Origin of the sequence: Mordavella massiliensis (genome assembly GCF_016901695.1) — a bacterium.
GTDB classification, from domain to species: Bacteria; Bacillota; Clostridia; order Lachnospirales; family Lachnospiraceae; genus Claveliimonas; species Claveliimonas massiliensis_A.
Genome location: NZ_JACJKS010000005.1, coordinates 14,021 through 38,974 on the forward strand (window position 1 = coordinate 14,021; position 24,954 = coordinate 38,974).

Consider the following 24,954-nt stretch of genomic DNA (forward strand, 5'->3'; position numbering starts at 1 on the left):
CTGTCTGCCCGCAGAGTAAAGGGGGAAGTGCTATGAAAAGAGTGTTGATCGCGGGTGAATCCTGGATAAACATTACGACACATATCAAAGGATTTGACAGCTTTCAGACAACTGTTTACAAAGAGGGGGTACAGTATATCCGGACAGCATTTGAACTGGCAGGATTCGAGGTGACTCATATCCCGAATCACCTGGCGGCGACAGCATTTCCGGATTCGGAAGAAGAACTGGGCAGATATGACATAGTCATTCTTTCAGATATAGGATCTAATAATCTGCTCCTGTCTCAGAGTGTCTTCTCGGAAGGCAGACAGAAATCCAACAAACTGGATCTGCTGCATGATTTTGTGACAGAAAAGGGGAAAGGGCTTCTGATGGTAGGCGGCTATATGTCATTTGCAGGATATGACGGAAAGGCAAGGTATGGAGATACGATCCTGCAGGATATTCTTCCTGTGTCAGTCCTTAAGTATGATGACAGGCAGGAATATCCGCAGGGGTGTCAGCCGGTGACGTGCGAAGGGAAAGAAAGCCATCCGATCCTTGACGGGATCGGAGAATGGCCGCTGATCCTCGGTTACAACAGGACTGTGGCAGACAGACCTGGAGCAGAGGTGCTGGCAAGTGTGCAGAATGATCCGTTTATTGCAGTGAGTGAACCGGGAAAAGGCAGATGCGCAGTATTTACAACGGACTGTGCGCCTCACTGGTGTACGGAAGACTTTCTCAGATGGGAAGGGTATAACAAATTGTGGAGCAACATGGGAAAATGGTTTACGCGCTGTGAATAAGGCCGGACTTGCAGTAGGAGGTGATAGGGTTGAAAAGCCGGAGAATAAGAGATCGTATTTTTATTATCACAATGGTAGCGCCTGCGCTCATCTTGCTCCTGGCCTTTGTGGTTGTACCATTATTTATAGGTGCCTACACAAGTCTGTTCCAGACGACCAGTATGACGGGAGGCGGCACATTTATCGGCCTGAAGAACTATGTATTTGCCTTGCAGGATGATGTGTTCTGGCTGTCGATCAAGAACACACTGTATTATGCCGTGTTTATTACAATTGCCAAAAATGCACTCGGACTTGGGCTTGCGCTTCTTCTGGCCAAGAAAATGCGTGGTCTGACATTGTTCCGCGTTGCGGTATTTATCCCTGTCACATTCTCTTTTATCGTGACAGGTGTGCTCTGGTCCTGGATCTACAGTCCTGTGTTCGGTATCCTGAATGAATTCATGAACACGGTGGGACTGGGCGGCTTTATTCAGGAGTGGCTGAGCGATCCTGCAGTTGCCATGACCTCCATATGCGTGGTGGATGTCTGGAAATGGACGGGATTTCATATGGTGATCTATATGGCCGGTCTGCAGAAGATATCGCCGGAACTGTATGAAAGCGCTGCAATCGATGGAGCAGGGGCATGGCAGCAGTTCAGGAGTATCACTGTCCCGCAGATGAATGCTACGATCGTGCTGAATGTGCTGATCGCATTTACGGGCGGATTTGTGCAGAACTATGATCTGGTCAAGGTTATGACAGACGGAGGGCCATTCAACTCCACGGAGGTAGCGCTTACCTACATTGTACGGAACCTCCTGAAGTTTATGAATGTAGGAAAAGCAAATGCGATGACGATCATACTTGTACTTATCGTGGCAGTATTCGGATTTATGCAGTTAAAGGTTATGACGAAAGAGGATGACGATGAATAAATTAAGTGAAGGAAAAACGAAAAAAAGATTGTTTTTATGCTTTAAATATCTCGTTTTAATCCTGATGCTGATTATTACGGTATATCCTGTTTTGTGGATGATTTTTGGAGCATTTAAAGACGATTATGAATTTTATAATAATATCTGGGGGATGGCATCTGACCTTAGGATTGAGAATTTTGTAAATGCCTGGGACAGAGCGGCGCTGGGACAGAAGTATATTAACAGCATTATTATCACAGTCTTGTTTCTTGTTATTCTTCTGCCGATTGCCAGTTGCGCGGCGTACGTGATCGCGAGGATGCCCAAATCCAAATTCCGCTGTAAGGAGATCATTTACCTGCTCCTCCTTGTGGGTATTGTGATCCCCAGGGGCGTCCTTGCCATCCCGATCTACCAGGTGATCGTAGCACTTGGCCTTGCCAATACAAGGATTTCTCTGGTGCTTGTGTATGTGGCGCAGTTTATGTCGTTTAGTATTTTCCTGATGCGGGGATATTATGCTTCGCTTCCAAAAGGACTGGAAGACGCAGCGAGGATTGACGGATGCGGATGGTTTAAATCGTTCTGGTATGTAATGACGCCTCTGACAAAACCGGGACTTCTTACGGTTGCGATTTTCGGAGGTCTGAATGTGTGGAACGAATATTTCCTTTCCAGTATTCTGATCCGCAGTCAGGAACTGCAGACAATCCCGCTGGGGCTGGCGATCTTTGTGGACGATCACAATGTCTACTATCCTGAACTGTTCGCGGCGCTGACGATCGCGACGGTTCCGGTAGTTCTTCTGTATATAGTGGCGCAGAAGAAGTTCATACAGGGACTGACGGCCGGCGCGGTGAAAGGCTAACGCGGGATGCAGAACAGATCTGCAGGGGAAAAGGAATACAGAGGCAGAGGACGGATGTGAAACCGCCCCCTGCCTTGTTTTTATATCCGCTTGTATTCCATTCCCCCTTGCGCTATCATTATTTATATGAGCAGGACATACGAAGGAGGGACATCATGCGCTATCAGATCAATGACAACTGGTACTACACAGATCACTATACAGGAAGCCTGAACAGCATGCCCAAAGAGCGGCTGGAGGAGCTGGAGCAGGTCCGGATCCCCCACACGGTGAAGGAGCTCCCCATGCACTACTGCAATGAAAAGGACTACCAGATGGTGAGCGGCTACGTGCGGGAGCTGGACATCCCCGGGGACTGGGAGGGCAGGTGCGTCACCCTGACCCTGGAGGGGGCGGCCCACCAGGCGGAGGTGTACTGCAACGGCACATCCCTCGGCGTCCACGGCTGCGGGTATACGGCTTTTGAGACGGACCTTTCAGAACATCTTCGGTACGGCCACAGGAATCGGATCGTGGTGCGGCTGGACAGCCGGGAGAGCCTGAATATCCCGCCGTTCGGCCACGTCGTCGACTACATGACCTACGGAGGGCTCTACCGCCCGGTCTACCTGGAGGTGCGGGAGAAAACCCACTTCACGGACATCTTTGTCATGCCCGATGACCGGAAGCATCTGGAGGTGCAGGTGCAGGCCGCAGGCGCGCAGGACTGCCAGATCCGGGCCTGCGTCCTGGATGGCGGCGGGGAAGCTGTTGCCCGCATGGAGGAGCAGAAGTTCCAGGATCATTTTCATATGCATGTGCCCCGGGCGAAGCTGTGGGACACAGAACACCCCAACCTGTACACGCTCCGGCTGGAGCTTCTCAGGTACGGCAAAGTGCTGGATGAGCGGGAGGTCCGCTTCGGGTTCCGGACGATCGGGATGAAGCCGGACGGCTGCTATCTCAACGGCAGCCGGGTGCAGATCCGGGGGCTGGACCGGCACCAGAGCTGGCCCTACATGGGCTACGCGGCGCCGGAAAGAGCCCAGCGCCTGGACGCGGATATCCTGAGATACGAGCTGGGCTGCAACGGGGTGCGCACGAGCCATTACCCCCAGAGCCAGGCCTTTGTGGACCGGTGCGACGAGATCGGCCTTCTCGTCTTTACCGAGATCCCCGGATGGCAGCATATCGGCGACGACGCCTGGAAGGACCAGGCGGTGCAAAATGTGGAGGAGATGGTGCTCCAGTACCGCAACCACCCAAGCATCTTTCTGTGGGGCGTGCGGATCAACGAGAGCCAGGACGACGACAGCTTCTACGCGCGGACCGTGGAGGCGGCCCACCGGCTGGATCCCACCCGGCCGACGGGCGGCGTGCGGTATCTTCGCAAGAGCAGTCTTCTGGAGGATGTGTACACCTACAATGATTTCGTCCACGAGGGGAACAACCGGGGCTGCATTCCCAAGGCGGAGGCCACGCCGGATCCGGAGAAGGCCTACTTCATCACCGAGTACAACGGCCACATGTTCCCCACGAAAGCCTTTGACGATGAAGGCCACAGGCGGGAGCACGCCCTGCGCCACGCCTGCGTGCTGGATGCGGCCCTGTCCCACGGGGACATCGGCGGCACCTTCGGCTGGTGCATGTTTGACTACAATACCCACCGGGACTTCGGGAGCGGCGACCGGATCTGCTACCACGGTGTGCTGGACATGTTCCGCAACCCCAAGCCGGCGGCAGCCGTCTACGCGTCCCAGCAGGAGGAGCGGCCGGTGCTGGAGGTGGCAAGCGCCATGAATATCGGCGACCATCCGGCCGGGCGGCTGGGCGAGGTGGCCGTCTTCACCAACGGGGACAAGGTGCGGCTCTACCGGAACGGGGAGCCGGCGGGCGAGTACGGGCCATCCTTACGATACAGCCATCTGCCCCATCCACCGGTTCTCATCCGGGACAGCATGGCGCCGGAAAGCCGGGCTTCCGCAAAAGGATGGCTTGCGAAACTTAGGGAGAAGCTGGCCGGCGGGACGAAGGCGGAGACCCAGTACATGGGAAGCTGGGGCGAGGAGACCGCCAGTTGGACATTTGAGGCGGTCAAAGACGGCAAACCGATGGCCTCCGTCACGGTGGAGCCGGTGGAGCGGATCCACCTGGAGGCGCTGTGCGACACGGACACGCTGGTGGACGGCGACACCTGGGATATGGCCACCATCCGGCTGCGGGCCGCGGATCAGAACGGGAACACAGCCGTCTACGCAAATGATGTGCTGCATTTCGCCGCGGAGGGCGCGGTGCAGGTGGAAGGCCCGGACTTCATGGCCCTGGAGGGCGGCATGGGCGGCTGCTACGTGCGCACGACCGGAATGGAAGGGGAAGGAAAACTTCACATTTACAGAGGAAGGGAAGAGGAGATCGTGCTGACTTTCCGGGTGCAGGCAAAGCAGCCCGCAGTCCCCTCTATAGAGTAAGAGAAAGCTGGGAGAACATTGAAAGCAAAGACAAAGGAATATCTGTTTGACAACCGGGCGCTGACCGCGCTGATCGTGCCTCTTATCATCGAGCAGGCCCTGGCGGTCCTGGTGGGCATGGCGGACAGCATCATGGTGGCCAGCGTGGGGGAGGCGGCCGTCTCCGGCGTCTCCCTGGTGGACAACATCATGGTGCTGCTCATCAACGTGTTTGCCGCCCTCGGGACAGGCGGCGCCGTGGTGGCCGGGCAGTACCTGGGCCAGAAGCGGCTGGAGGGCGCCCGCAGGGCGGCGGAGCAGCTCGTCTGGTTCATCACCCTGTGCGCCGTGGCGGTGACATTCGTCATCTACGGGTGCAAATACTGGATCCTGCACGGGGTGTTCGGACAGATCGACGGGGACGTGATGGGGCATGCGGACACGTACCTCATGATCGTGACAGCGTCCATCCCGTTCATCGCCCTCTACAACGGCGGGGCGGCCATCTTCCGGACCATGGGGAACTCGGAGATCTCCATGCGGGTGTCCATTGTCATGAATGTTGTAAATATATCCGGCAACGCCATCCTGATCTACGGGTTCCACCGGGGCACGGAGGGCGTGGCGATCCCCACCCTCGTCTCCCGGATCACCGCCGCATTCCTCATCATGGCGCTGCTGGCGGACCGGAAGCGGTCCATCTGGGTCCGCTTTTCGGCGAAATACAGGCCGGACTGGGGGATGATCCGCAAGATCCTCGGCATCGGCATCCCCAACGGGCTTGAGAACAGCATGTTCCAGCTTGGCAAGATCATTGTACTGAGCCTTGTATCCACCTTCGGCACCTACGCGATCGCGGCCAACGCGGTCTCCAACACCCTGGCATCCTTCCAGGTGCTGCCGGGCATGGCGATCACCCTGGCGGTCACGACCGTCATTGCCCGTTGCGTGGGGGCGGGGGACTACAGGCAGGTCAGCTACTACACGAAGAAGCTGACCCTCATCACCTACGGCTGCATGGTCGTGACAAACGTGATCATCGTGCTGGCGCTGCCGCTGATCCTCAAGGTGTACAACCTGTCGGACAAGACGGCGGCCGTCACTTCGGATATCGTGATCTTCTACGCGGTGTGCTGCGTGCTCATCTGGCCGCTTGCCTTTACCATACCGGCTACTTTCCGGGCGTCCGGGGACGCGAAGATGTGCATGATCATTTCCGTGGCGTCCATGTGGATCTTCCGGATCGTTTTCAGCTATATCCTGGGGAAATATATGGGCATGGGCGTGTTCGGCGTCTGGGTGGCCATGATCATCGACTGGGTCGTGCGGGCGGTCTGCTTCCTCATCCGGTACCGGTCCGGCAGGTGGAAGCACCGGGCCATCGCGTAGGGCGCGCAGACGATTGCGCGGCGAGCGCAGTTTTGCGCGGGACTTTAGCCGGGGCATTTCCCGTTGACAAACCTGCCATTCTATGCCATAATTATCTGAGTTTTAGGCGATGAACATATGTGAGTACGGAAGACCGCAGCGTATACAGAGACCGGGCGCCGCCGGCTGAGAGCGCCCCTGCGCGGGTCTTCCGGAAGTTTCAGTATGGGAGCCTTCCGGCGAAAAGCAGGCCAGCACAGGACTGCGCTAAGCCGGATGTTCGTGTAGCAGGACAATACACAAAACGAGTGCAGGGCACAGAAGGAACGTGCCTTGAAATAGGGTGGTACCGCGATGAAACATCGTCCCTTGTAGCAATACAGGCGGCGGTGTTTTTTTAATCAGACGAGAGGAAAACGCGATGGATCGCCGGAGCCGCCTGTCCGATCACAGGAAGGAGAAGTGCGATGAAAGATAAGATCAACGGCATTTTATCAGAAGTAAAGACAAAGATTTCCGAGGCCGCAAGCGAAGCGCAGCTTCAGAACGTGAAGAGCGCCTACGTCGGCAAGCAGGGCTCCCTGACGCTCCTGATGAAGGAGCTGCCCCATGTGGACCCCGCGCAGCGCCCGGAGATAGGAAAACTGCTGAACCAGGCGAAGAAGGAGGTCACGGAGCTGATCGACGCCAAGAGAACAGAGCTGAAGCTGAAGGCGTCGGAGGTATCGCCGGACTTTGACTGCTCCGTACCGGGGATCCTGCCGGCCGGCGGGGGACTCCACCCCATCACCCAGATGTGCTATGACCTGAACGACACGTTCCGGTCCATGGGCTTTGAGATCTTCCAGGAGGACGATATCACAAGCGAGATGTACGCGTTTGACAAGCTGAATTTCCCGCTGAACCATCCTGCCAGGGAGAGCATGGACACGTACTGGCTGGAGGGACACGACAGCGGGAGCACGAACGAGAAGCTCTGCCTGCGCCCCCATCTGACCGGCGGCAGCGTCCGCTACATGCAGACCCACAAGCCTCCCTACCGCTTCGTGTACCCGGGGCGCGTGTACCGGAACGAGACGACGGACGCCCACCACGAGAGGGCTTTCTTCCAGTACGAGGCGCTGATCGTGGACAAGGACATTACATTTACATCCGGCAAGGTGATGATCAAGAGCATCCTGAGCAAAGTGTTCGGCCGGGACGTGGCCGTGCGCATGCGCTCCGGCTTCTTCCCCTTCGTGGAACCCGGATTTGAGATCGACATGGAGTGCCAGGTCTGCGGCGGAAAAGGCTGCAGCGTGTGCAAGCACGTGGGCTGGATCGAGGTAATGCCGGGCGGCTCCCCGCATCCGAACGTGCTGCGGGCAGCGGGCCTCAACCCGGATGAGTATACGGGCTTCTATGTAAATATCGGCCTGGACCGGCTGGTGATGATGCGCTATGGCGTGGATGACGTGAGACTGTTCCACAGCGCGGACCTCCGTTTCCTCAGGCAGTTCAGATAAAGGAGAGAAGAGAAATGAAGTTATCATTATCATGGATCGGGGATTACGTGGAGATCCCCGAAGATATGGATCTGAAGAAACTTGCGTATGACGTGACCATGTCCACCGTAGAGGTGGAGGACGTGGAGTACCTCGCCCGCCGTTTCGACAACATGGCTGTGGGCGTGATCGAGAAGATCGAGGCGCACCCCAACGCGGACAAGCTGCGGGTGTGCAAAGTGGATCTGGGCAGCGGGACGAAGGAGATCGTCTGCGGCGGCATCAACCTGGAGGAAGGCATGCGCGTGGCAGTGGCCTGCCCGGGCGCGGTGGTGCGCTGGCACGGCGAGGGCGAGCCTGTCGTGATCAAGAATTCCAAGCTGCGGGGCGTGGAGTCCTACGGCATGATCTGCGCTTCCGATGAGATCGGCTTAGGGGATCTGTTCCCCGCTTCACAGGAGGCGGAGATCCTGGATCTGTCCGCATTTGACGTGCCGGCCGGCACGCCGCTGGCGGACGCCCTGGACATGAACGACGTGCTCCTGGAGATCGACAACAAGTCCATGACAAACCGGCCGGATCTGTGGGGCCACTACGGCATCGCCCGCGAGATCGCGGCCCTCTACGACCTGCCCCTCAAGAAGATCGAGCCCTGGCAGGCGGATGTGGAGTCTGATTTTAAAGTGGAGATCCAGGATCCCGACAGATGTACCAGGTACATCGGCGTGGAGATGTCCGGCGTGGAAGTGAAGCCATCGCCCTACAAGATGCAGAGCCGGATCTGGAAGGTGGGCATGCGCCCCATCAACGCGCTGGTGGACATCACCAACTACGTGATGCTGGCCACAGGCAACCCGACCCACGCCTTTGACGCGGACAACATCTCCGACCACATCGTGGTGCGGCGCGCGGCCGAGGGGGAGAAGCTTGTTCTCTTAAATGACAAGGAGCTGGATCTGTGCGGGGACGACCTCGTCATCACAGACTCCGAGGGACCGGTGGCCCTGGCGGGCGTCATGGGCGGCGCCAAGGATTCCATCCTGCCTGACACGAAGCGGGTCATCCTGGAGGTGGCGAACTTTGAGTCCACCGGCGTCAGGAGAACGGCCCTGCGCTACGACAACCGCACGGAGGCGTCCTCCCGGTATGAGAAGGCCATCGATCCCGAGCGGTGCGACCAGGCACTGGCCCTCTCCATGCAGTATTTTAAGGAACTGTACCCGGAGCTTCATGTGACCGGCTGCTGCGACCAGTATGTGAAGAAGCTGGAGCGCGCCCAGATCGATGTGAGCCTGGCCTGGCTTGCCAAACGTCTGGGCAAGGATCTGTCCAACGATGTGATCCGCGCCAAGCTGGAACTTCTCGGCTTTGACGTGGAGATCGAGGGCGACAACATGCATGTGACAGCGCCCACCTGGCGGTCCACCGGAGACATCTCCATGAAGGACGACGTGATGGAGGAAGTGGCCAGACTGTACGGGTATGACAACTTTGAGGCGACAGAATTCACCACCACATTTACAGGCGCCATCAACCAGAAGGATCAGGACCTGATCCGGCATATCAAGGAGTATCTGGCGCTCCGCTGCGGCATGCAGGAAGTGTACACCTATCCGTGGATGAACGATGTGTACGTGAACGCCGTGCTGGGCAGCACAGAGGGCGTGCTGAAGCTCTCCACGCCGCCGGCTCCGGATCTTGGCTGCATCCGCTGCTCCCTGCTTCCCAACCTGTGCGAGGCAGTGATGAAGAACGAGCGCTATTTCAATGACTTCTCCATCTTTGAGGAGGCGCAGGTCTTCTTTGACCGGAACTACACCTCCCTCTACGATGAGACGGAGTCCCTGCCGGAGCAGCGCCGGCATATCGGGGCGGCCTTTGCGAGCAGTGTGAAGAAGATCGACCAGCTCTTCCGCGAGGCCAAGGGCGCGCTGGAGTACATGCCCCGCTACACCCACATGGAGGGCTTCACGTTCCGGAAAGAGGAGAAGCCGGTGTGGGCGGACAATGTCGTGTGGCTGAACATCTATCTGGGCGAGGAGAAGATCGGAGACCTGGGCCTGCTGGCCAAGAAAGTCTCCATGGAGTGCGGCATCAAGAACCTCTCCGTCATGCTCTTTGAGATCGATGCGACGAAGCTTAAGCCCCTCCCGTCCAGGACCAACACCTTTGCCCACCTGGCGGAGTACCCGGAGACAGACTACGACATCTCCATGCTCTTTGACTCAGACGCTGCCTGGAGCGACATCTATGAGGCAGTCATGGGCAAGAAGAAGGCGAGCGCGCTTCTGAAGGACGCTGCCTTTGTGGATGAGTACAGAGGCAAACAGATCCCGGAAGGAAAGAAATCCGTCACCATCCGCCTGACCATCGGCTCGGATGAGAAGACGCTGACTTCCCAGGAGATCGAGAACGCGGCCGGCCAGGTGATGAAGAAGCTTGGCAAGAAGATGGGCGCGCAGCTCAGGGCGCAGTAGAATAAAAAAGGATGCAAAATCCCCTCGCTCATAGCTTTGAGCAAGGGGATTTTTTTAAATATATAGTTTGTTTAGCCTTCCTGCCTGACCGCGCCTGCAAGGGCTGCCGGGATCCAGCCGTTGGCGAAGCACACCACATACAGGGAGACGCCGAGGGGGAGCAGGGCAAGCCAGATGCTCCCGGGCCCGATGAGGACCCGCGCAGCGTAGGAGCAGGCGACGCCTGCGTGGAAGGAGAGCAGGGTGCAGCCGAAGAATTTTGCCCTGGCTGTGTGGGACCGGTCGCCGTTGAGCAGGACCTCCGTCGCCGCCATGGTGAACTGCTTCAGGTTGTTGGTGGAGAACAGGGTGGAGCTGGCGAATCCCTGCGCGCCCCGGAAGCTGTTCCACTGAAACGCCGTGACAAAGAAAAAGGGATACAGGGCCAGGACCGGGTGGATGTCCGCCGGGAAGAGGCCCACCAGCACGGCTGCGGCCGCATCCAGAAGAACGCTCATGACCTGGAGGTTGACCCGGCTGTGCTTCGGGAGGTACACGGTCAGGACGATGGCGGCCATGAAAAGAAGCATGCCGCCGATCCGCAGGGCGGCGTCCTTTATGTCTCCGCCCAGAAGATCCGTCACGAAATAGATCAGATTCGCGGTCTGCGCGTTCCCGAACAGGTTGCAGAAGCTGAGGATCGCGTAGACGCCGAAAAAGCCGCCTACAAACGCCATGATATAATGGAGGGGTGTCTCATATTTTTTTACAGGGTCCATTGTTTTCACCTTTCTCTTGCCGTATCCGTGATTCTTATTATAACATATTGCAAAAATATATAAAAATACATATAATATATGAATAACTATATAGAAAAGGTATGGTGACGTGAAGTGGACATCAAATCGCTCAAATATTTTCTGGCAGTGGTGCAGGAGGGCAACATTTCCCGGGCGGCGCGGAAACTGTGCATCGCGCAGCCGCCCCTGAGCCGGCAGATCCGCCTTTTGGAGGAGGAGCTCGGGACCACGCTCTTCATCCGCGGGAAAAAGGAGATACAGCTCACGCAGGAGGGGCGCTTCCTCAAGCAGCAGGCGGGCGAGATCCTGGAGCTGCTGGAGAAGACCCAAGAGCAGATCGGGAAGTTCGGGAGCGGCGTGCACGGGCTTGTCTCCATCGCGGCGGCGGAGTCCTTCGGCATCGGCCTCCTCTCCGATATGGTGGAGGAATTTCACGGGCTGTACCCGGACGTCCGGTTCCAGATCTGGTGCGGCAACAGCGACGAGGTTCGGGATAAGCTGGAGCGGGGGCTGGCGGACGTAGGCATCGTGCGCGCGCCGGTTTACATGGAGCAGTGCGAGCAGATCTTTCTTCGCAGCGAGCCGTGGGTAGCCGCCATGAGCCGGGAGCATCCGCTGGCGCAGGAGCAGGGAGAAGGGATCACGCTTAAGAAGCTGGGCGGGGAGACGCTGATGCTGCCGGTCCGGGACCAGCTCCAGGAGGAGATCAACCACTGGTTCAACGAGCTGGCGCAGGAGCGGGAGATCCTCTGCTACTACAACTCCTCCGCCTCCATGCTGCCGCTTGTGGAGAAGGGGATGGGGATCGCCATCTGCCCCGGTTCGGCAAGGTATTTCGCCGCCGGGGAAGGGATCGTCTACAAGACGATCACAGAGCCCAGGAAGGAATCCCGCCTTTACATGGTCCGGCAGAGATACCGGATCCTGTCCCGGGCGGCCGGCGCGTTCTGGGAGTATGCATCCGGGCAGGAGAAGGGCGGCGGACAGGGCTAGTCGTGGCGCCCCCGCTGTCCGGCGACCCGGCCAAGGAATGTGGACAGGCCGGCGGCAAGGACTCCCTGCACCACTGCGGTAAAGACAGCCATGGCGATCTCCGGCCCGGTGGAGAGGGGGCAGGAGGCCAGGACCCAGACGGCGCACAGGGCGATCCCGATGCCGCATTTGATAAGCGGGATGTACGGTTCTCTGACTGCCTGCAGCCGGGCCAGCCATTTTCCGATAAAGAAGAGGATGACTGCCACAGACAGAAGTTCGGGCTTGAGATATTCGGTGATCTGCTCCATCGGACGCCTCCTGTGAAAAGATGCAGGATCAGTCTTTGGTTCAAAATATGCGGCGGCAGAAAAAAAGTGATTGATTTCTCTTTTCAAAGTGGTATAATGGTCGCATGGGGCATTAGCGCAGTTGGGAGCGCGCCACATTCGCATTGTGGAGGCCACGGGTTCGAATCCCGTATGCTCCATGGTGAAAGCCGCTGGAGTTCAGCGGCTTTTTTCTTTTTATTTTCCCGGTGGAAACGATAATATCCATTGCATTTTCCCAAGAAAAATAATATAATTTTTCTATCATTTCTTATAAATGACAGATAAATGAAAGCTGTTAAAAAGTCATAGAGAGTTAAAGGAGAAAACATGATGAAAAAGAGAGTAGTAGTTGCATTGGGGCACAGGGCGCTGGGCAATACGCTGCCCGAGCAGAAGGAAGCAGTGAGACGGACAGCCGTATCCATAGCGGATCTTGTACAGGAGGGATACCAGGTTGCCATTACCCACAGCAACGCGCCCCAGGTGGGCATGATCCATACCGCCATGAATGAGTTCGGGAAGGCGCATCAGGATTACACGCCGGCGCCCATGTCCGTGTGCTCCGCCATGAGCCAGGGCTACATCGGCTACGACCTGCAGAACGCCATCCGGGAGGCGCTTCTTGACAGAGGCATCTACCGCACGGTGAGCACGATCCTGACGCAGGTGACGGTGGATCCCTATGACGAGGCGTTCTACACGCCGACCAAGGTGCTGGGCCGCTACATGACGGCTGAGGAGGCCAACGAGGAGCGGAAGAAAGGAAACTATGTGATCGAGGAGCCTGGCAAGGGCTTCCGCCGTGTCGTATCCGCCCCCAATCCGGTCGGGATCGTGGAGATCGACGCCATTAAGGCACTGATCGATGCGGATCAGGTGGTCATTGCCTGCGGCGGAGGCGGCATCCCGGTGATGCAGCAGGATCACCGGTTAAAGGGAGCCAGCGCCGTGATCGAGAAAGACCTGGCAGCCGGCAAGCTGGCGGAGGCCATCGATGCGGATGAACTCATCATCCTCACAAGTGTGGAGAAGGTGCGGATCAACATGAACACGCCCAAGGAGTCCGAGCTTGGCGAGATCTCCCTTGCAGACGCCAGACAGTACATGGAGGAGGGACATTTCGGCGTGTACAACATGCTGCCGAAGTTCCGCGCGTCCGTGGAGTTCATCGAGAAGCGGGAGGGCCGCAGCGCGCTCATCACTTCCTTTGACAAGCTCAAAGACGGACTGAAGGGAAAGACAGGAACGATCATCCGGTAGGCGGATACGGAAAGAAAGAGAACTTTGTGAAAGGCCCCGGCCGTGCGGAATGCGCGGCCGGGGCCTTTGTTAATGCTTTCACAGGACACGTAACACTTTTAAAAAGTGTTACGTCCGGAATGCAATTTTGTAAAACTAACTTGACATTTAATGTAAAGCGAACTATACTATAAATGTAAAGCATACTATACGATTGTGAAGGGGATGTCAAAGAGATGAAGACCCGTATTCAGGAACTGCGCAGGAAACACAAGCTTTCTCAGGAGGAGCTTGCCCTGGCAGTCGGTGTAACCCGGCAGACGATTATATCGCTGGAGAAGGAAAAGTACACGGCTTCTCTTGTTCTGGCCTACAGGATTGCGCGGTATTTCGGTCTGGCCATTGAGGATGTGTTTGATTTTTCGGAAGTGGATGAGGAGGAGATGTAAGATGAAGGAATACAGGAAGAAACTCAGAAGACAGATCAAAGGGATGGTTCTTTTTCTCGTGGTGTCTGTGGCGGTGATCGTGATCTGCGGCGTCAGTGCCTCGAAGCTGGACGACAATGCCCACGCGGCCAGTTTTGTGAGGGGATTCCAGGCAGGGATCTTCCTGGTGTGGGCAGGAGCGTCTGTCTATGGGATCGTGTCCAATGTGCGGGCGCTGAAAGACGAGAGGAAGCTCAGGCAGCGCTATATCGAGGCCCATGACGAGCGGGCGGCGGCGATCCAGCGGGAGTCTGGGCGCACGGCCTATGTTGTCGGTCTGGGCGGCCTCGTTACGGCTGGCGTCGCAGCGGGCTACTTCAACATAACTGTCTTCGCCACGCTGGTGGCGGCCGCCTTCTTCCTGGCGGTGACAGGGGCAGTCACCTACAGGTATTTCTCGGGGAAAATGTAGATGATCTGTAAAAAAGTGCGCAGACCGTATTGACTTTTTACAGGAAGGAATATATTATTGTATTATATCAATGGTACAAACAAAAAGCAGAAATGTACTGTGATCTGATAAAAAAGACAGCGCCCCGCAGGGGAGAAAGGGAATGAGACATGATAGAGATCCGGGATCTGACAAAAGTGTACCGGCTGAATCGGAAGCAGATGGCCGAGTCGCACACAAAAAATCCGAATAAGACAGCCGTGGATCATTTGAGCCTGACGGCGAAAAAAGGGGAGATATACGGACTCCTCGGGCCGAACGGCGCCGGGAAGACCACCACGCTGCGATGCATTTCCACGATCATCAAACCCACATCCGGCGAGATCTGGGTGGAGGGCTGCGAAGTGGGGAAGGAGCCGGAGGCGGTGCGCAACCGGATTGGGTTCCTCACAAGCGACATCAAGCTGGACGACCAGTTTGACCCGGACTATATGTTCCGCTTCTTTGGCCGCCTCCACCGGGTGCCGGAGGACGTGATCGCCAGGAGGCGGGAGGAGCTGTTCGACTATTTCGGCATCCGGGAGTTCGCCCACAAGAAGATCCGGGAACTCTCCACCGGCATGAAGCAGAAGGCGGCCATCGCGGTCAGCCTGGTACATGATCCGGACGTGGTCATCTTTGACGAGCCCACCAACGGGCTGGACATCATCACGGCCAGGAGCGTGACGGACTATCTGCGGAAACTGCGGGATGAAGGCAAGCTTGTCATCATCTCCACCCACATCATGTCCGAGGCCCAGAAGCTCTGCGACCGCATCGGCGTCATCATCGACGGCCGGAAGGAAGCGGAGGGGACGCTGGACGAGATCCTGGCCCGGACGGGCGCCGATGACCTGGAGGACGCGTTCTTCCAGATCTATGCAGGACGGAAGGAGGAGAGATAGATGAACGGCATCAGACAGATATTCTGTAAAGAAATGGCGCGGATCTTCCGCGATAAGAAGATGGTGTTTTCCGTGTTCCTTCTCCCGGTGATCGTTATGGTGGCGATCCTCACCATCATCAACAACCTGGCCGGGCAGATGCAGTCCGACATAGAGTCCCACAGATCCATTGTCTGGGTCCAGAATGAGCCGGAAAGCTTCCGGGCCTTTCTGGAGGCGGCCGGCCTGGACTGCGACATGGAGACCGTATCTTCCCCGGAGGACAACGAAAAGGCCAGGGCGCAGATCCTGGAAGGGGACGCGGACCTCCTCATCGAATTCCCGGAGGACTTTGACCAGGAGATCGCCGCATTCCGGGAGGGGGACAAGGTGCCCCAGGTGAAGACATACTACAACCCGTCCGAGGAGTATTCCTCCCAGGCCTACCAGACGATCTCCACGGGAGCGCTGGAAGCCTACCGGCAGACGCTCCTTGCCGGCCGGGTGGGCAATGCGGACGCTGTCACGGTGTTCACAGTCAACTCGGACAATGATGAGATGGTGATCCAGGATGACGAGAAAGCAAGCGGCCAGGCGCTGGGGATGATGCTCCCCTACTTCATCACGATCCTGCTCTTTGCGGGAGCTATGGGGATCGGGACGGACATGATCGCGGGCGAGAAGGAGAGAGGGACCATGGCGAGCCTTCTTGTGGCGCCGGTGAAGCGCTCCTCCATCGTCCTTGGGAAGGTGTTCGCCCTGATGACGGTCTCCGGCATTTCCTCCATCATCTATGTGGGCGGCATGGTGGCGTGCACCCCGTTTATGATGGATTCCATGGCAGGCATGGAGGAGGCCCTGAACCTCCGCCTGGATCCGTCCCAGATCGTCATGCTCGGCCTGCTGCTCATCGCCCTTGCCTTCCTGTACTCAGCGGTGGTGGCGCTCGTGTCCGTCTTTGCCAGGACGACGAAGGAGGCAGGTACTTACATCATGCCGGCCTACATGCTTGTGCTGGTGGTGGGGCTTCTGACCATGTTCCGCATGGGGGACGGGCGCGCGGCCGACTACTATATCCCGTTCTACAACAGCGCCGTTGCGCTGCAGACGATCCTGAGCCATGAGATCACCCTGGCCCAGTACGCGGTGACGCTGGGGGAGACGCTGCTTTTAGGCGGCGTGCTCACGGTGATCATTGCCCGGGCGTTCAACAACGAAAAAATCATGGCTTTATAGAGGCAGAAATAGAGAGCCTCATGCCGCACCTCTTCCCGCATCCGCGCATAGGATGGGAGGGGAGGTGACAGCATGAGGCTCTGTGATTTTCAGCAGAAAGAAGTGATCAGTATCTGCGACTGCCGAAGACTCGGGTATGTGGCGGACCTTGTCTTCGACGAGTGCACCGGGTGCATCGAGGCGGTGATCGTGCCCCGGGGCGGCTTCTTTTGCGGCCTGTTCGGGGACAGCGGCGAGTATGTGATCCCATTTGGGTGCATCCGGAAGATCGGGCCCGATATCATCCTGGTGGAGATCCCGGAAGAAATAGGCCGCCGGCCAAAGTAATAAATTGACAATTCCGTTTGCCGGGATATATACTTGATATATTAATATGAAAGGATGAAAAGACGAGATGAAATGCCCATACTGCGGTCATCCGGACACGAGAGTCATCGACTCCCGCCCGGCGGACGACGGAAATTCCATCCGCAGGAGACGCTCCTGCGATGTGTGCGGAAAGCGCTTCACGACTTACGAGAAGGTGGAGACGATCCCGCTTATCATTATCAAGAAAGACAACAACAGGGAACAGTACAACCGCGGGAAGATTGAGAACGGCGTCCTGCGGGCATGCTATAAGAGGCCGGCCTCCGCGGAGGAGATCCAGAAGTGCATCGACCGGATCGAGACGAAGATCTTCAGCCTGGAGGAGAAGGAGATCTCCAGCAGCGCCATAGGCGAGATCGTCATGGACGAGCTCAAGAAGCTGGATGAGGTCGCCTACGTCCGTTTCGCGTCTGTGTACAGGGAGTTCAAGGACGTGAACACATTTATGGACGAGATCAAAAAAATTCTGGACAGAGGGAATGCGTAAGAGATGAATTATCAGCGGATCCTTGAAGGCATCCTCGATATCGGGGAGGCCATGCTCTGCAGCGGCGCAGAGAACTTCAGACTGGATGACACGCTGTACCGGATGTGCAAGAGCTACGGCTTTAAGCGGTACGATGTATTTGTCATCCCGAGCAATATACAGATCACCGTGGAGACGCCGGAGGGAGAGTTCCTCACCCAGATCCGGCACATCGAGTCCGCGGGGATCAACTATGACCGGCTGGATTACCTGAACAACCTGGCCCGGTATGTCTGCCGGCATACCCCGGACGAGGAGACGCTCCGGGAAAAGTATCTGGAGGTCATGAACCGGAAGCAGCAGCCGGTGGCGCTTACGTACGCCGCCGGGATCATGGGAGGGACGGGCTTTGCGGTCTTCTTCGGCTGCGGACTGACGGACGCTGTTGTGGCGGTCCTTGTCTCCCTCCTCATTGTGTTCGTGGGCAGGGTGCTGGACAAGGTGGAGGACAATCTTCTTGTATACAACCTCCTCCTTGCATTTCTCTCCGAGGTGGTGATCATCGGTATGGCGGCGCTTGGCATCGGCACCCATCCGGACCGGATCATGATCGGCATCGTCATGCTGCTGATCAGTGCGCTGAGCACGACCAACGGCATACGGGAGGTGCTGCAGCGGGATTTCATCTCGGGGCTTATCAATATCATGAACTCCGTCCTGGGAGCGGCGGGCATCGCCTTTGGCATCGCCCTCGCCATGTGGCTTCTGGGGGAAGGCGAGTACGACGGCTTTATCCTGAACAACAGCGTGCCGGTACAGCTTGTCTCCTGTACGGTCGCGTGCATCGGGTTTGCCCTCTGGTTTAGGATCCGGGGCAGGCAGGTGCTCTTCTGCGGGGTTGGCGCTTTCTTTACCTGGGCGATCTATGTGGTGACCTTTGCCGTGTGGCCGAGCAATTTTGCGGCGACGCTGGCAGGCGGCATCTTCGTGGCTGCGTATGCCTTTGTCATGTCCAGGGTCAACAAGGCGCCGGCGACGATCTTCCTGACGGCCTCGGCCTTTCCGCTCATACCCGGACCGAACCTGTACTACATGATGTACGGCTGGGTGAGCGGCGATTCCGCCATGGCGGGCAACGAGACGTGGGTGCTTCTGGAGACATGCCTGGCCATCGCGCTTGGCTTCCTGATCGTGGATGTGGTGTCCCGGTACGTGCTGTATATCAGGACGAGGGAGAAGACGCCCGGGCAGAATATCATCTGACGGGGACTGGCCGTATACAGTTTAGTTTCAGACAGAGTGGGTGAGTGTATATGAGAAATTACAAGCTGACGATCGCCTACGACGGCAGCCGTTACCAGGGGTGGCAGCGGCAGGCGACGACAGACAATACGATACAGTATATCATTGAGAGGAGTCTTGGCAGGATCGTGGGATACCGGGTCCAGGTGGACGGCTCCGGGCGGACGGACAGCGGCGTCCATGCCCGGGGGCAGGTGGCCAGCGTGAAGCTGTCCGGCGCCTATGACCCGGAGGAGCTCAAAAGCGCCCTGAACCGGTACCTCCCGGAGGACATCCGCATCCTGAAGGTGGAGATGGTGAAGAACAGCTTCCACGCCAGGAAGAGCGCCAAGGGAAAGAAGTACGAGTACTATATAGACTGCCGGGAGAAACCGGACGTGTTCTCCAGACGGTACTGCTATCACTATCCGGAGAAGCTGGACATCGAGGCCATGCGGGACGCCACGAAATATCTCATCGGCGTCAAGAATTTTGTCAGCTTTACGGACAACAGAGATACAAATGACACAGTGCGCCGCATTTACAACATCCGGATCGTGCGGTCCGGCGAGAAGGTGCGGATCACCTACTACGGGTCCGGCTTCCTCTACCATATGGTGCGGATACTGACAGGAACCCTGCTTGAGATCGGGACCGGGAAGCGGGACGCGAGCAAGCTGCCCGTAGTCATCGCGGCGGAGGACCGGAGCCTGGCGGGCTTTCTCGCGCCGGCCAGGGGGCTGTTCCTGCGCAAGGTATACTACTAGAAGAGAGCAAAGGAGTAAGACGGATGAAGTTTATTTCCTGGAATGTAAACGGCCTGCGGGCCTGTGTCCAGAAAGGATTTACAGAATTTTTCAGGGAGGCGGACGCGGACATTTTCTGCCTGCAGGAGACGAAGCTCCAGGAGGGGCAGATCGACCTGGAGATGCCGGGATACTACCAGTACTGGAACTATGCGGTGAAGAAGGGGTATTCCGGGACGGCGGTCTTCACAAAGGAGGAGCCTCTGGGCGTGTCCTACGGTATTGGCGTGGAGGAGCACGACCAGGAGGGGCGGGTCATCACCCTGGAATTCCCGGAATTTTACTTTGTGACCGTATACACTCCCAACTCCCAGAACGAGCTGGCCAGGCTTCCTTACCGGATGGAGTGGGAGCGGGATTTCCTCTCGTACCTTAAGAAGCTGGAGGAGACAAAACCGGTGATCTTCTGCGGGGATCTGAATGTGGCCCACAAGGAGATCGATCTGAAGAATCCGAAGACGAACCGGAAGAACGCCGGATTTACGGACGAGGAGCGGCAGAAGTTCACAGAGCTTCTGGACGCGGGCTTCATTGACACGTACCGGTACTTCTATCCGGACAGGGAGGGCGTCTACTCCTGGTGGTCCTATCGGTTTAAGGCAAGGGAGAAGAACGCGGGGTGGCGCATCGACTATTTCTGCGTGTCCCGCGCGCTGGAAGGGCGGCTGAAGGATGCGAAGATCCTGACGGACGTGATGGGTTCGGACCACTGCCCGGTGGAACTGGATATAGAGTAGGGAAAGGCGGTTAAACATGCGGATAGAGCGTGAACACACAGCGGCGATCGTGATCGATTACCAGGAGAAACTGATGCCGGTCATGGACCGGAAAGAGAAACTGACGGAGAATGCATCCATCCTGCTGGCAGGCCTCCGGACGCTGGGCATCCCCATGGTGCTCACCCAGCAGTACACGAAAGGGCTGGGAAGTACGGTGCAGGAGCTCGTTCAGGCTTCCGGGACGGAGGACTTTGTGGAGAAGATCCGGTTCAGCGCCTGGGAGGATGTCGTAAGGAGCCACCCCTGGATCCGGGGGAAGAAGTATATCATCCTCTGCGGCGTGGAGGCGCACATCTGCGTCCTGCAGACGCTGATCGACCTGAAGGCAGCGGGCTTTGTGCCGGTCCTTGCGGCGGACTGCATCTCAAGCCGCAGGCGGAGCGACTATGAGATGGCGCTTGAGCGGGCCCGCCAGGAGGGGGCCATCCTCACCACGTACGAGGCGCTCCTCTTTGAACTGCTGGAAAAGGCCGGGACAGAGGAGAGCAAGAAGATCCAGAGACTTGTAAAATAGGAAATAGAAAAGAAGACGGAGGGTATATCTGATCTGGACAGATCAGATATACCCTCCGTCTATTCCGATGACCTGTCCGGTCATGTAGGCAGGGGCGTGGGCCGTCTGCCAGACGAGATCCGCCACCTCCTCCGGGGAGGCGAACCTGCCGGCCGGGATCTCCTCCGCAAGCGCCTGCCGCTCGTCCGGCTGCAGCTGGCTGTTCATCTGCGTGTCAATGACGCCGCAGGCGATGGCGTTGACCTGGATATTGCTGGGGGCCAGCTCCTTTGCAAGGGCCCGGGTCAGCCCGTGGACGCCGGATTTCGCCGCGGAGTAGGCCGCCTCACAGGAGGCGCCAACCGTGCCCCACATGGAGGAGATGTTGATGATCCGCCCGGCTTTTCTTGTGACCATGGGCGGCACCGCGCTGCGGCAGCAGTAGAAGACAGAGGAGAGGTTGGTGTCCAAAAGACGGCTCCACTCCCCGTCCGTCATATCAGTGAGCAGGCCGATGTGGGCGATGCCCGCATTGTTGACAAGCACATCCAGGCAGGGGCAGACCTGGTAGATCTTCTCAAAGATCTTTCGTACATCCTCCGGGTTTCCCACGTCTCCGGGGACGGGGGTACAGTGCCCTGGGAACTCATTTTGGATTTCCTGCCGGACCTCCTCCAGCTCATCCAGGGAGGAGCGGCAGTTGAGGAAGACGTGCCAGCCCTCTTTGGCGAAGCGGAGTGCGCAGGCGCGGCCGATGCCCCGGGAGGCGCCTGTGACGAGTACGTATTTTACGGACTGTTCTGCAGACATGAATCTTCTCCTTTTGTCTTTATCGTTTCCCTCATTTTACACCAGAGTATACCTGCTGTCTACCTGTCCGGGCAGGCGCGTATTTTCAGTCCGCTTTCCTCTGCGCATAAAAAGCAGCTCTCGTAACTTTCTACAGAAAATACGATAAAAATAAATCCATCTTTACGCTTCTCCAAGGACAGCTTCCCTTTCATTGCTGCGTTTCACCTCCGGCTTTTTTGCAAGCGCGATCCCTGCTACCAGAAGAAGCGGGAACAGTACGCCTGCCAGGATGCCCAGTTTCAGATCGTCATCCATGGCGCCTGAGACGAGTCCCACCAGCGTGGGCCCCGCCGAGCAGCCGATATCCCCGCCGAGGGCCAGCAGCGCGAACATGGCTGTCCCGCCTCTTGGAAGAGAGGCGGCCGCCTTGCTGAAGGTGCCCGGCCACATGATCCCCACAGACAGGCCGCAGACAGCGCAGGCGGCCAGACTGAGCTGGGGAACCGGAAGGAGGGAGATCCCCAGGTAGGATAAAATGCACAGAAGCCCGCTGGCGGCCATAAAGCGTTCCAGGTTGATGCGGTGTCCGTATTTCCCGTAAAACAGGCGGGACAGTCCCATCAGCAGGGCAAATGCCATCGGGCCGGCCAGATCCCCGGCGCTCTTGGAGATGCCAAGGCCCTTCTCGGCAAATACGGATGCCCACTGGCTCACTGCCTGTTCGCTTGCGCCGGCGCACACCATCATGACGAGCAGGATCCAGAACAGCTTATTTCGGAAGAGAGCGCCAGTCGTCATGCCGCGCTCGCCCTCCGCAAGCAGGGGAGCCATGGGAACCCTTGTGAAGAGGAAGGCGTTGCAGATGGGCAGAAGGGCCCATGCCAGCGCCAGGAACTTCCAGTTTTCCATGCCTGCCAGATGGAAAAAGAGCGTGGATACAAGAACGACGCCCGCATAGCCCCAGCAGTAGAAGGAATGCAGCATACTCATGGCCTTCTCTTTGTGATCGGAAGGGCAGGCTTCCACGACCGGGCTGACAAGCACCTCCAGCAGCCCTCCGCCGACTGCGTAGACCATGACGGAGATCAGTATGCCGGCAAACGGTACCGGCAGAAGGTCAGGCAGAACGGTGAGCAGGATCAGGCCTGCGGCTGAAAAAATGTGAGCCGCGACCATGGAGGTCCGGTATCCTATCCTGTCCACGAATCCGACGGACAGAAGATCGACAAGAAGCTGTATCCCGAAATTGAAGGTCACAAGCAGCGTGATCTGGGAGAGCGGGATGTGATAGGTTTTCTGAAACAGCAAAAACAACAGCGGCGCGAAATTATTGACAACAGCCTGGACGATATAGCCCGTGAAACAGGCTGCAATAGTTTTGTTATACTGATTTTTAGTTTTCATTTTGTTTCCTCCTGTTCTGGATATGGATTATATCACGTGAAAAATAATAAATCATTGCATATAATTGCTTTTATATGGTACAATATCACAAAATGAGATGAACGGGAGGATGGGTATGGAATATTGCGCGACAGTTACGGATGAAACACTCCGGGAGATGGCAGTCCACGGAAGCAGTGAGTATCCATTTGCCTATTATCCGGAAGATATCTGGCAGTTTGACTTCCACCGGGTAGACTGGCACTGGCACCATGAGCTGGAATTTATGTATCTGGCCCGGGGGAGTGTGCTCTGTCTTGCCGGGGAAGACCGGATAGAGCTGCGGCAGGGGAGCGGCATTTTTATCAACAGCGGGGTGCTGCACCGGTATGAGGCGCAGGAAAGCGCAGTTGCGCCTAATATTGTCTTTTCCCCGTCTCTTCTCGCGGCAGAGGAGACATTTGTCTGCCGCAAGTACGTTATGCCTGTCATCCGCTCGTCTGTCCCGTATCAGCTTCTGGATCCGCATATTGACTGGCAGGCGCAGATCCTGCAGATCCTGCGGCGGATTTTTGCCCTGCAGGAGGCAGGGGAGGACTGCGAACTGACCACTGTGCGGATGCTTCTGGAAATGTGGGAGCTGCTGGCGGGGCACATGGATCTGGAAGCAGGTTCTTCCCGTCTCCGCCGCCTGAATCACAAGCAGGCTAAACTGCAGATCATGATGCAGTTCATCCACGATCACTATATGGAAGAAATAACGCTCGAACAGATCGCGGCATCCGCATCCCTGAGTAAAAGCGGCGCCCTCCATATTTTCCGGTCAGGCATACAGATATCCCCGGTGGCCTATCTCATCCGCTACAGGCTGGCACAGGCGGCAGAACAGCTTCAGACAACCCGGAAGTCCGTCTCGTCTGTTGCGGCAGACACAGGCTTTGCGGACGCAGGTTATTTCTGCCGGAAATTCAGGCAGCAGTATCATATGAGCGCCGGCGAGTACCGGCAAAAAAGCGGGAAAACCATTGCTATTTCAGACTGCTGATGCTATGATGAATGCATAATAGCACGGGCAGGCGATACCGGGCGGCAGGGGAAGCCGGGAGGCGGCGTATGGAAACGGTAGTCGGAGAAAAAAGAGGTATGAATATGGTCGAGAGGGCAGTGGAATTTGCGACGAAGGCGCACGCAGGGCAGTTCCGCAAGGGGACGAGACGTCCGTATATCGTGCATCCGATCGAGGTGAAGGAGATCGTATCACGGATGACGAGCGACGAGGAGATCATAAGCGCGGCTGTGCTGCACGACACGATCGAGGACTGCAGCGGCGTGACGGAGGAAGTGCTGGCGCTGGAGTTTTCCCCGCGGGTGGCCCGCATGGTCGCCGGCGAGAGCGAGGACAAGTCCAGGACATGGCTGGAGCGAAAAAGCGCTACGATCCGTTCCATCGGGAGCGCACCGCGGGAGGTGCAGATGATCGGCCTGGCGGACAAGCTCTCCAATATGCGGGACATTGACAGGGACTATCCCAAAGTGGGGGAAGAACTCTGGAACCGCTTCCGCATGAAGGATAAGAAGATGATCGGCTGGTACTACAAGGGGATCCGGGATGCCCTTGCGAATGATTTCCGGGATGAGCCTGTGTTTCAGGAATACTGCAGGCTGATCCGCAAGAATTTTGATTAGGACAGTGTTATACGTGTTTCAGAGTTCCGCAGGCGGGACTCTTTTTTGTACTGGCGACGAGCCAAAGTCCGGGCTTGCCCGAGACCTTGGCGACCGCCTACAATCCCGGAATGTGCCTTTTGGCACTTCCGGTGATTGTTGGAAAAAGCTTGCCGAAGAGATGAAATTATGTTATTATGATCCACACGGATCCTGCTCTGGGGTCCAGTCGCTTTGCCGGCTC

At 57.2% G+C, this 24,954-nt stretch carries 25 protein-coding genes and 1 tRNA gene; 22 read left to right on the forward strand and 4 right to left on the reverse strand.

All coding sequences use genetic code 11. The features are described from left to right. Nucleotides 1-32: 32 nt before the first annotated feature. From H6A20_RS04590 to pheT, 7 genes are all read left to right on the forward strand, one after another. On the forward strand, nucleotides 33-791 hold the full coding sequence (locus H6A20_RS04590) for a glutamine amidotransferase (RefSeq protein ID WP_204905997.1): 759 nt from the start codon (nucleotides 33-35) through the stop codon (nucleotides 789-791). A gap of 71 nt (nucleotides 792-862) precedes the next feature. Further along, complete coding sequence (locus H6A20_RS04595) at nucleotides 863-1,711, forward strand: carbohydrate ABC transporter permease (protein ID WP_204905998.1); 849 nt, start codon at nucleotides 863-865, stop codon at nucleotides 1,709-1,711. Between the two features lie 244 nt (nucleotides 1,712-1,955). Further along, complete coding sequence (locus H6A20_RS04600; protein WP_204905999.1) at nucleotides 1,956-2,561, forward strand: carbohydrate ABC transporter permease; 606 nt, start codon at nucleotides 1,956-1,958, stop codon at nucleotides 2,559-2,561. 155 nt (nucleotides 2,562-2,716) lie between these two features. Next, complete coding sequence (locus H6A20_RS04605) at nucleotides 2,717-5,008, forward strand: glycoside hydrolase family 2 protein (protein WP_204906000.1); 2,292 nt, start codon at nucleotides 2,717-2,719, stop codon at nucleotides 5,006-5,008. A gap of 18 nt (nucleotides 5,009-5,026) precedes the next feature. After that, nucleotides 5,027-6,376: an MATE family efflux transporter gene (locus H6A20_RS04610; RefSeq protein WP_204906001.1), complete on the forward strand. Its 1,350-nt coding sequence runs from the start codon at nucleotides 5,027-5,029 to the stop codon at nucleotides 6,374-6,376. Between the two features lie 446 nt (nucleotides 6,377-6,822). Next, complete coding sequence (locus H6A20_RS04615; protein WP_204906002.1) at nucleotides 6,823-7,860, forward strand: phenylalanine--tRNA ligase subunit alpha; 1,038 nt, start codon at nucleotides 6,823-6,825, stop codon at nucleotides 7,858-7,860. 14 nt (nucleotides 7,861-7,874) lie between these two features. Then, on the forward strand, nucleotides 7,875-10,316 hold the full coding sequence (gene pheT / locus H6A20_RS04620; RefSeq protein WP_204906003.1) for a phenylalanine--tRNA ligase subunit beta: 2,442 nt from the start codon (nucleotides 7,875-7,877) through the stop codon (nucleotides 10,314-10,316). Nucleotides 10,317-10,387: 71 nt separating this feature from the next. Here the strand turns inward: pheT and H6A20_RS04625 are convergent, their stop codons facing one another. Continuing rightward, nucleotides 10,388-11,074, reverse strand: a complete 687-nt coding sequence (locus tag H6A20_RS04625) for a YoaK family protein (protein WP_204906004.1) — start codon at nucleotides 11,072-11,074, stop codon at nucleotides 10,388-10,390. Between the two features lie 114 nt (nucleotides 11,075-11,188). Here H6A20_RS04625 and H6A20_RS04630 point away from each other — a divergent pair, with 114 nt between their 5' ends. Beyond that, on the forward strand, nucleotides 11,189-12,088 hold the full coding sequence (locus H6A20_RS04630; RefSeq protein ID WP_204906005.1) for a LysR substrate-binding domain-containing protein: 900 nt from the start codon (nucleotides 11,189-11,191) through the stop codon (nucleotides 12,086-12,088). Here the strand turns inward: H6A20_RS04630 and H6A20_RS04635 are convergent. Further along, nucleotides 12,085-12,378, reverse strand: coding sequence for a phage holin family protein (locus tag H6A20_RS04635; RefSeq protein ID WP_204906006.1), 294 nt, complete (start codon nucleotides 12,376-12,378; stop codon nucleotides 12,085-12,087). The two genes, H6A20_RS04630 and H6A20_RS04635, sit on opposite strands and share 4 nt — an antisense overlap. Before the next feature lie 106 nt (nucleotides 12,379-12,484). Between H6A20_RS04635 and H6A20_RS04640 the strand changes: the two genes are divergently transcribed. The 12 genes from H6A20_RS04640 to H6A20_RS04695 all read left to right on the forward strand — a co-directional run bounded on the left by H6A20_RS04640 (nucleotide 12,485) and on the right by H6A20_RS04695 (nucleotide 20,891). After that, nucleotides 12,485-12,557: transfer RNA gene (locus H6A20_RS04640), tRNA-Ala, on the forward strand. Between the two features lie 172 nt (nucleotides 12,558-12,729). After that, a complete protein-coding gene (gene arcC / locus H6A20_RS04645; RefSeq protein WP_204906007.1) occupies nucleotides 12,730-13,659 on the forward strand; it encodes a carbamate kinase in 930 nt (309 codons plus the stop codon). Nucleotides 13,660-13,874: 215 nt separating this feature from the next. Next, nucleotides 13,875-14,087: a helix-turn-helix transcriptional regulator gene (locus tag H6A20_RS04650; RefSeq protein WP_204906008.1), complete on the forward strand. Its 213-nt coding sequence runs from the start codon at nucleotides 13,875-13,877 to the stop codon at nucleotides 14,085-14,087. A gap of 1 nt (nucleotide 14,088) precedes the next feature. Continuing rightward, nucleotides 14,089-14,538: a hypothetical protein gene (locus H6A20_RS04655; protein WP_204906009.1), complete on the forward strand. Its 450-nt coding sequence runs from the start codon at nucleotides 14,089-14,091 to the stop codon at nucleotides 14,536-14,538. 149 nt (nucleotides 14,539-14,687) lie between these two features. After that, a complete protein-coding gene (locus H6A20_RS04660) occupies nucleotides 14,688-15,461 on the forward strand; it encodes an ABC transporter ATP-binding protein (protein WP_204906010.1) in 774 nt (257 codons plus the stop codon). Then, nucleotides 15,462-16,676 (forward strand): ABC transporter permease, encoded by a 1,215-nt coding sequence (locus H6A20_RS04665; RefSeq protein ID WP_204906011.1) that lies wholly within the window; start codon nucleotides 15,462-15,464, stop codon nucleotides 16,674-16,676. It begins immediately after the preceding gene. A 72-nt stretch (nucleotides 16,677-16,748) separates the two neighbouring features. Further along, on the forward strand, nucleotides 16,749-17,003 hold the full coding sequence (locus H6A20_RS04670; protein WP_204906012.1) for a PRC-barrel domain-containing protein: 255 nt from the start codon (nucleotides 16,749-16,751) through the stop codon (nucleotides 17,001-17,003). 67 nt (nucleotides 17,004-17,070) lie between these two features. Further along, nucleotides 17,071-17,532 carry a transcriptional regulator NrdR gene (nrdR, locus tag H6A20_RS04675; protein WP_204906013.1) on the forward strand — a complete coding sequence of 154 codons (462 nt, stop codon included), beginning with the start codon at nucleotides 17,071-17,073 and terminating at the stop codon, nucleotides 17,530-17,532. Nucleotides 17,533-17,535: 3 nt separating this feature from the next. Then, on the forward strand, nucleotides 17,536-18,774 hold the full coding sequence (locus H6A20_RS04680; RefSeq protein WP_204906014.1) for a threonine/serine exporter family protein: 1,239 nt from the start codon (nucleotides 17,536-17,538) through the stop codon (nucleotides 18,772-18,774). A gap of 50 nt (nucleotides 18,775-18,824) precedes the next feature. Continuing rightward, a complete protein-coding gene (gene truA, locus H6A20_RS04685) occupies nucleotides 18,825-19,559 on the forward strand; it encodes a tRNA pseudouridine(38-40) synthase TruA (RefSeq protein ID WP_204906015.1) in 735 nt (244 codons plus the stop codon). A gap of 23 nt (nucleotides 19,560-19,582) precedes the next feature. Next, a complete protein-coding gene (locus H6A20_RS04690) occupies nucleotides 19,583-20,335 on the forward strand; it encodes an exodeoxyribonuclease III (RefSeq protein WP_204906016.1) in 753 nt (250 codons plus the stop codon). A 16-nt stretch (nucleotides 20,336-20,351) separates the two neighbouring features. Beyond that, nucleotides 20,352-20,891 carry an isochorismatase family protein gene (locus tag H6A20_RS04695; RefSeq protein WP_204906017.1) on the forward strand — a complete coding sequence of 180 codons (540 nt, stop codon included), beginning with the start codon at nucleotides 20,352-20,354 and terminating at the stop codon, nucleotides 20,889-20,891. A 42-nt stretch (nucleotides 20,892-20,933) separates the two neighbouring features. Here the strand turns inward: H6A20_RS04695 and ymfI are convergent, their stop codons facing one another. Both ymfI and H6A20_RS04705 read right to left on the reverse strand, forming a co-directional pair. After that, nucleotides 20,934-21,680, reverse strand: a complete 747-nt coding sequence (gene ymfI, locus H6A20_RS04700) for an elongation factor P 5-aminopentanone reductase (RefSeq protein WP_204906018.1) — start codon at nucleotides 21,678-21,680, stop codon at nucleotides 20,934-20,936. A 162-nt stretch (nucleotides 21,681-21,842) separates the two neighbouring features. Next, nucleotides 21,843-23,066: an MFS transporter gene (locus H6A20_RS04705; protein WP_204906019.1), complete on the reverse strand. Its 1,224-nt coding sequence runs from the start codon at nucleotides 23,064-23,066 to the stop codon at nucleotides 21,843-21,845. Nucleotides 23,067-23,181: 115 nt separating this feature from the next. Here H6A20_RS04705 and H6A20_RS04710 point away from each other — a divergent pair, with 115 nt between their 5' ends. After that, a complete protein-coding gene (locus tag H6A20_RS04710) occupies nucleotides 23,182-24,090 on the forward strand; it encodes an AraC family transcriptional regulator (protein ID WP_204906020.1) in 909 nt (302 codons plus the stop codon). A 104-nt stretch (nucleotides 24,091-24,194) separates the two neighbouring features. After that, entirely contained in the window at nucleotides 24,195-24,731 is a 537-nt protein-coding gene (locus tag H6A20_RS04715) for an HD domain-containing protein (protein WP_204906021.1), read from the forward strand. The last annotated feature ends 223 nt before the right edge of the window (nucleotides 24,732-24,954 follow it).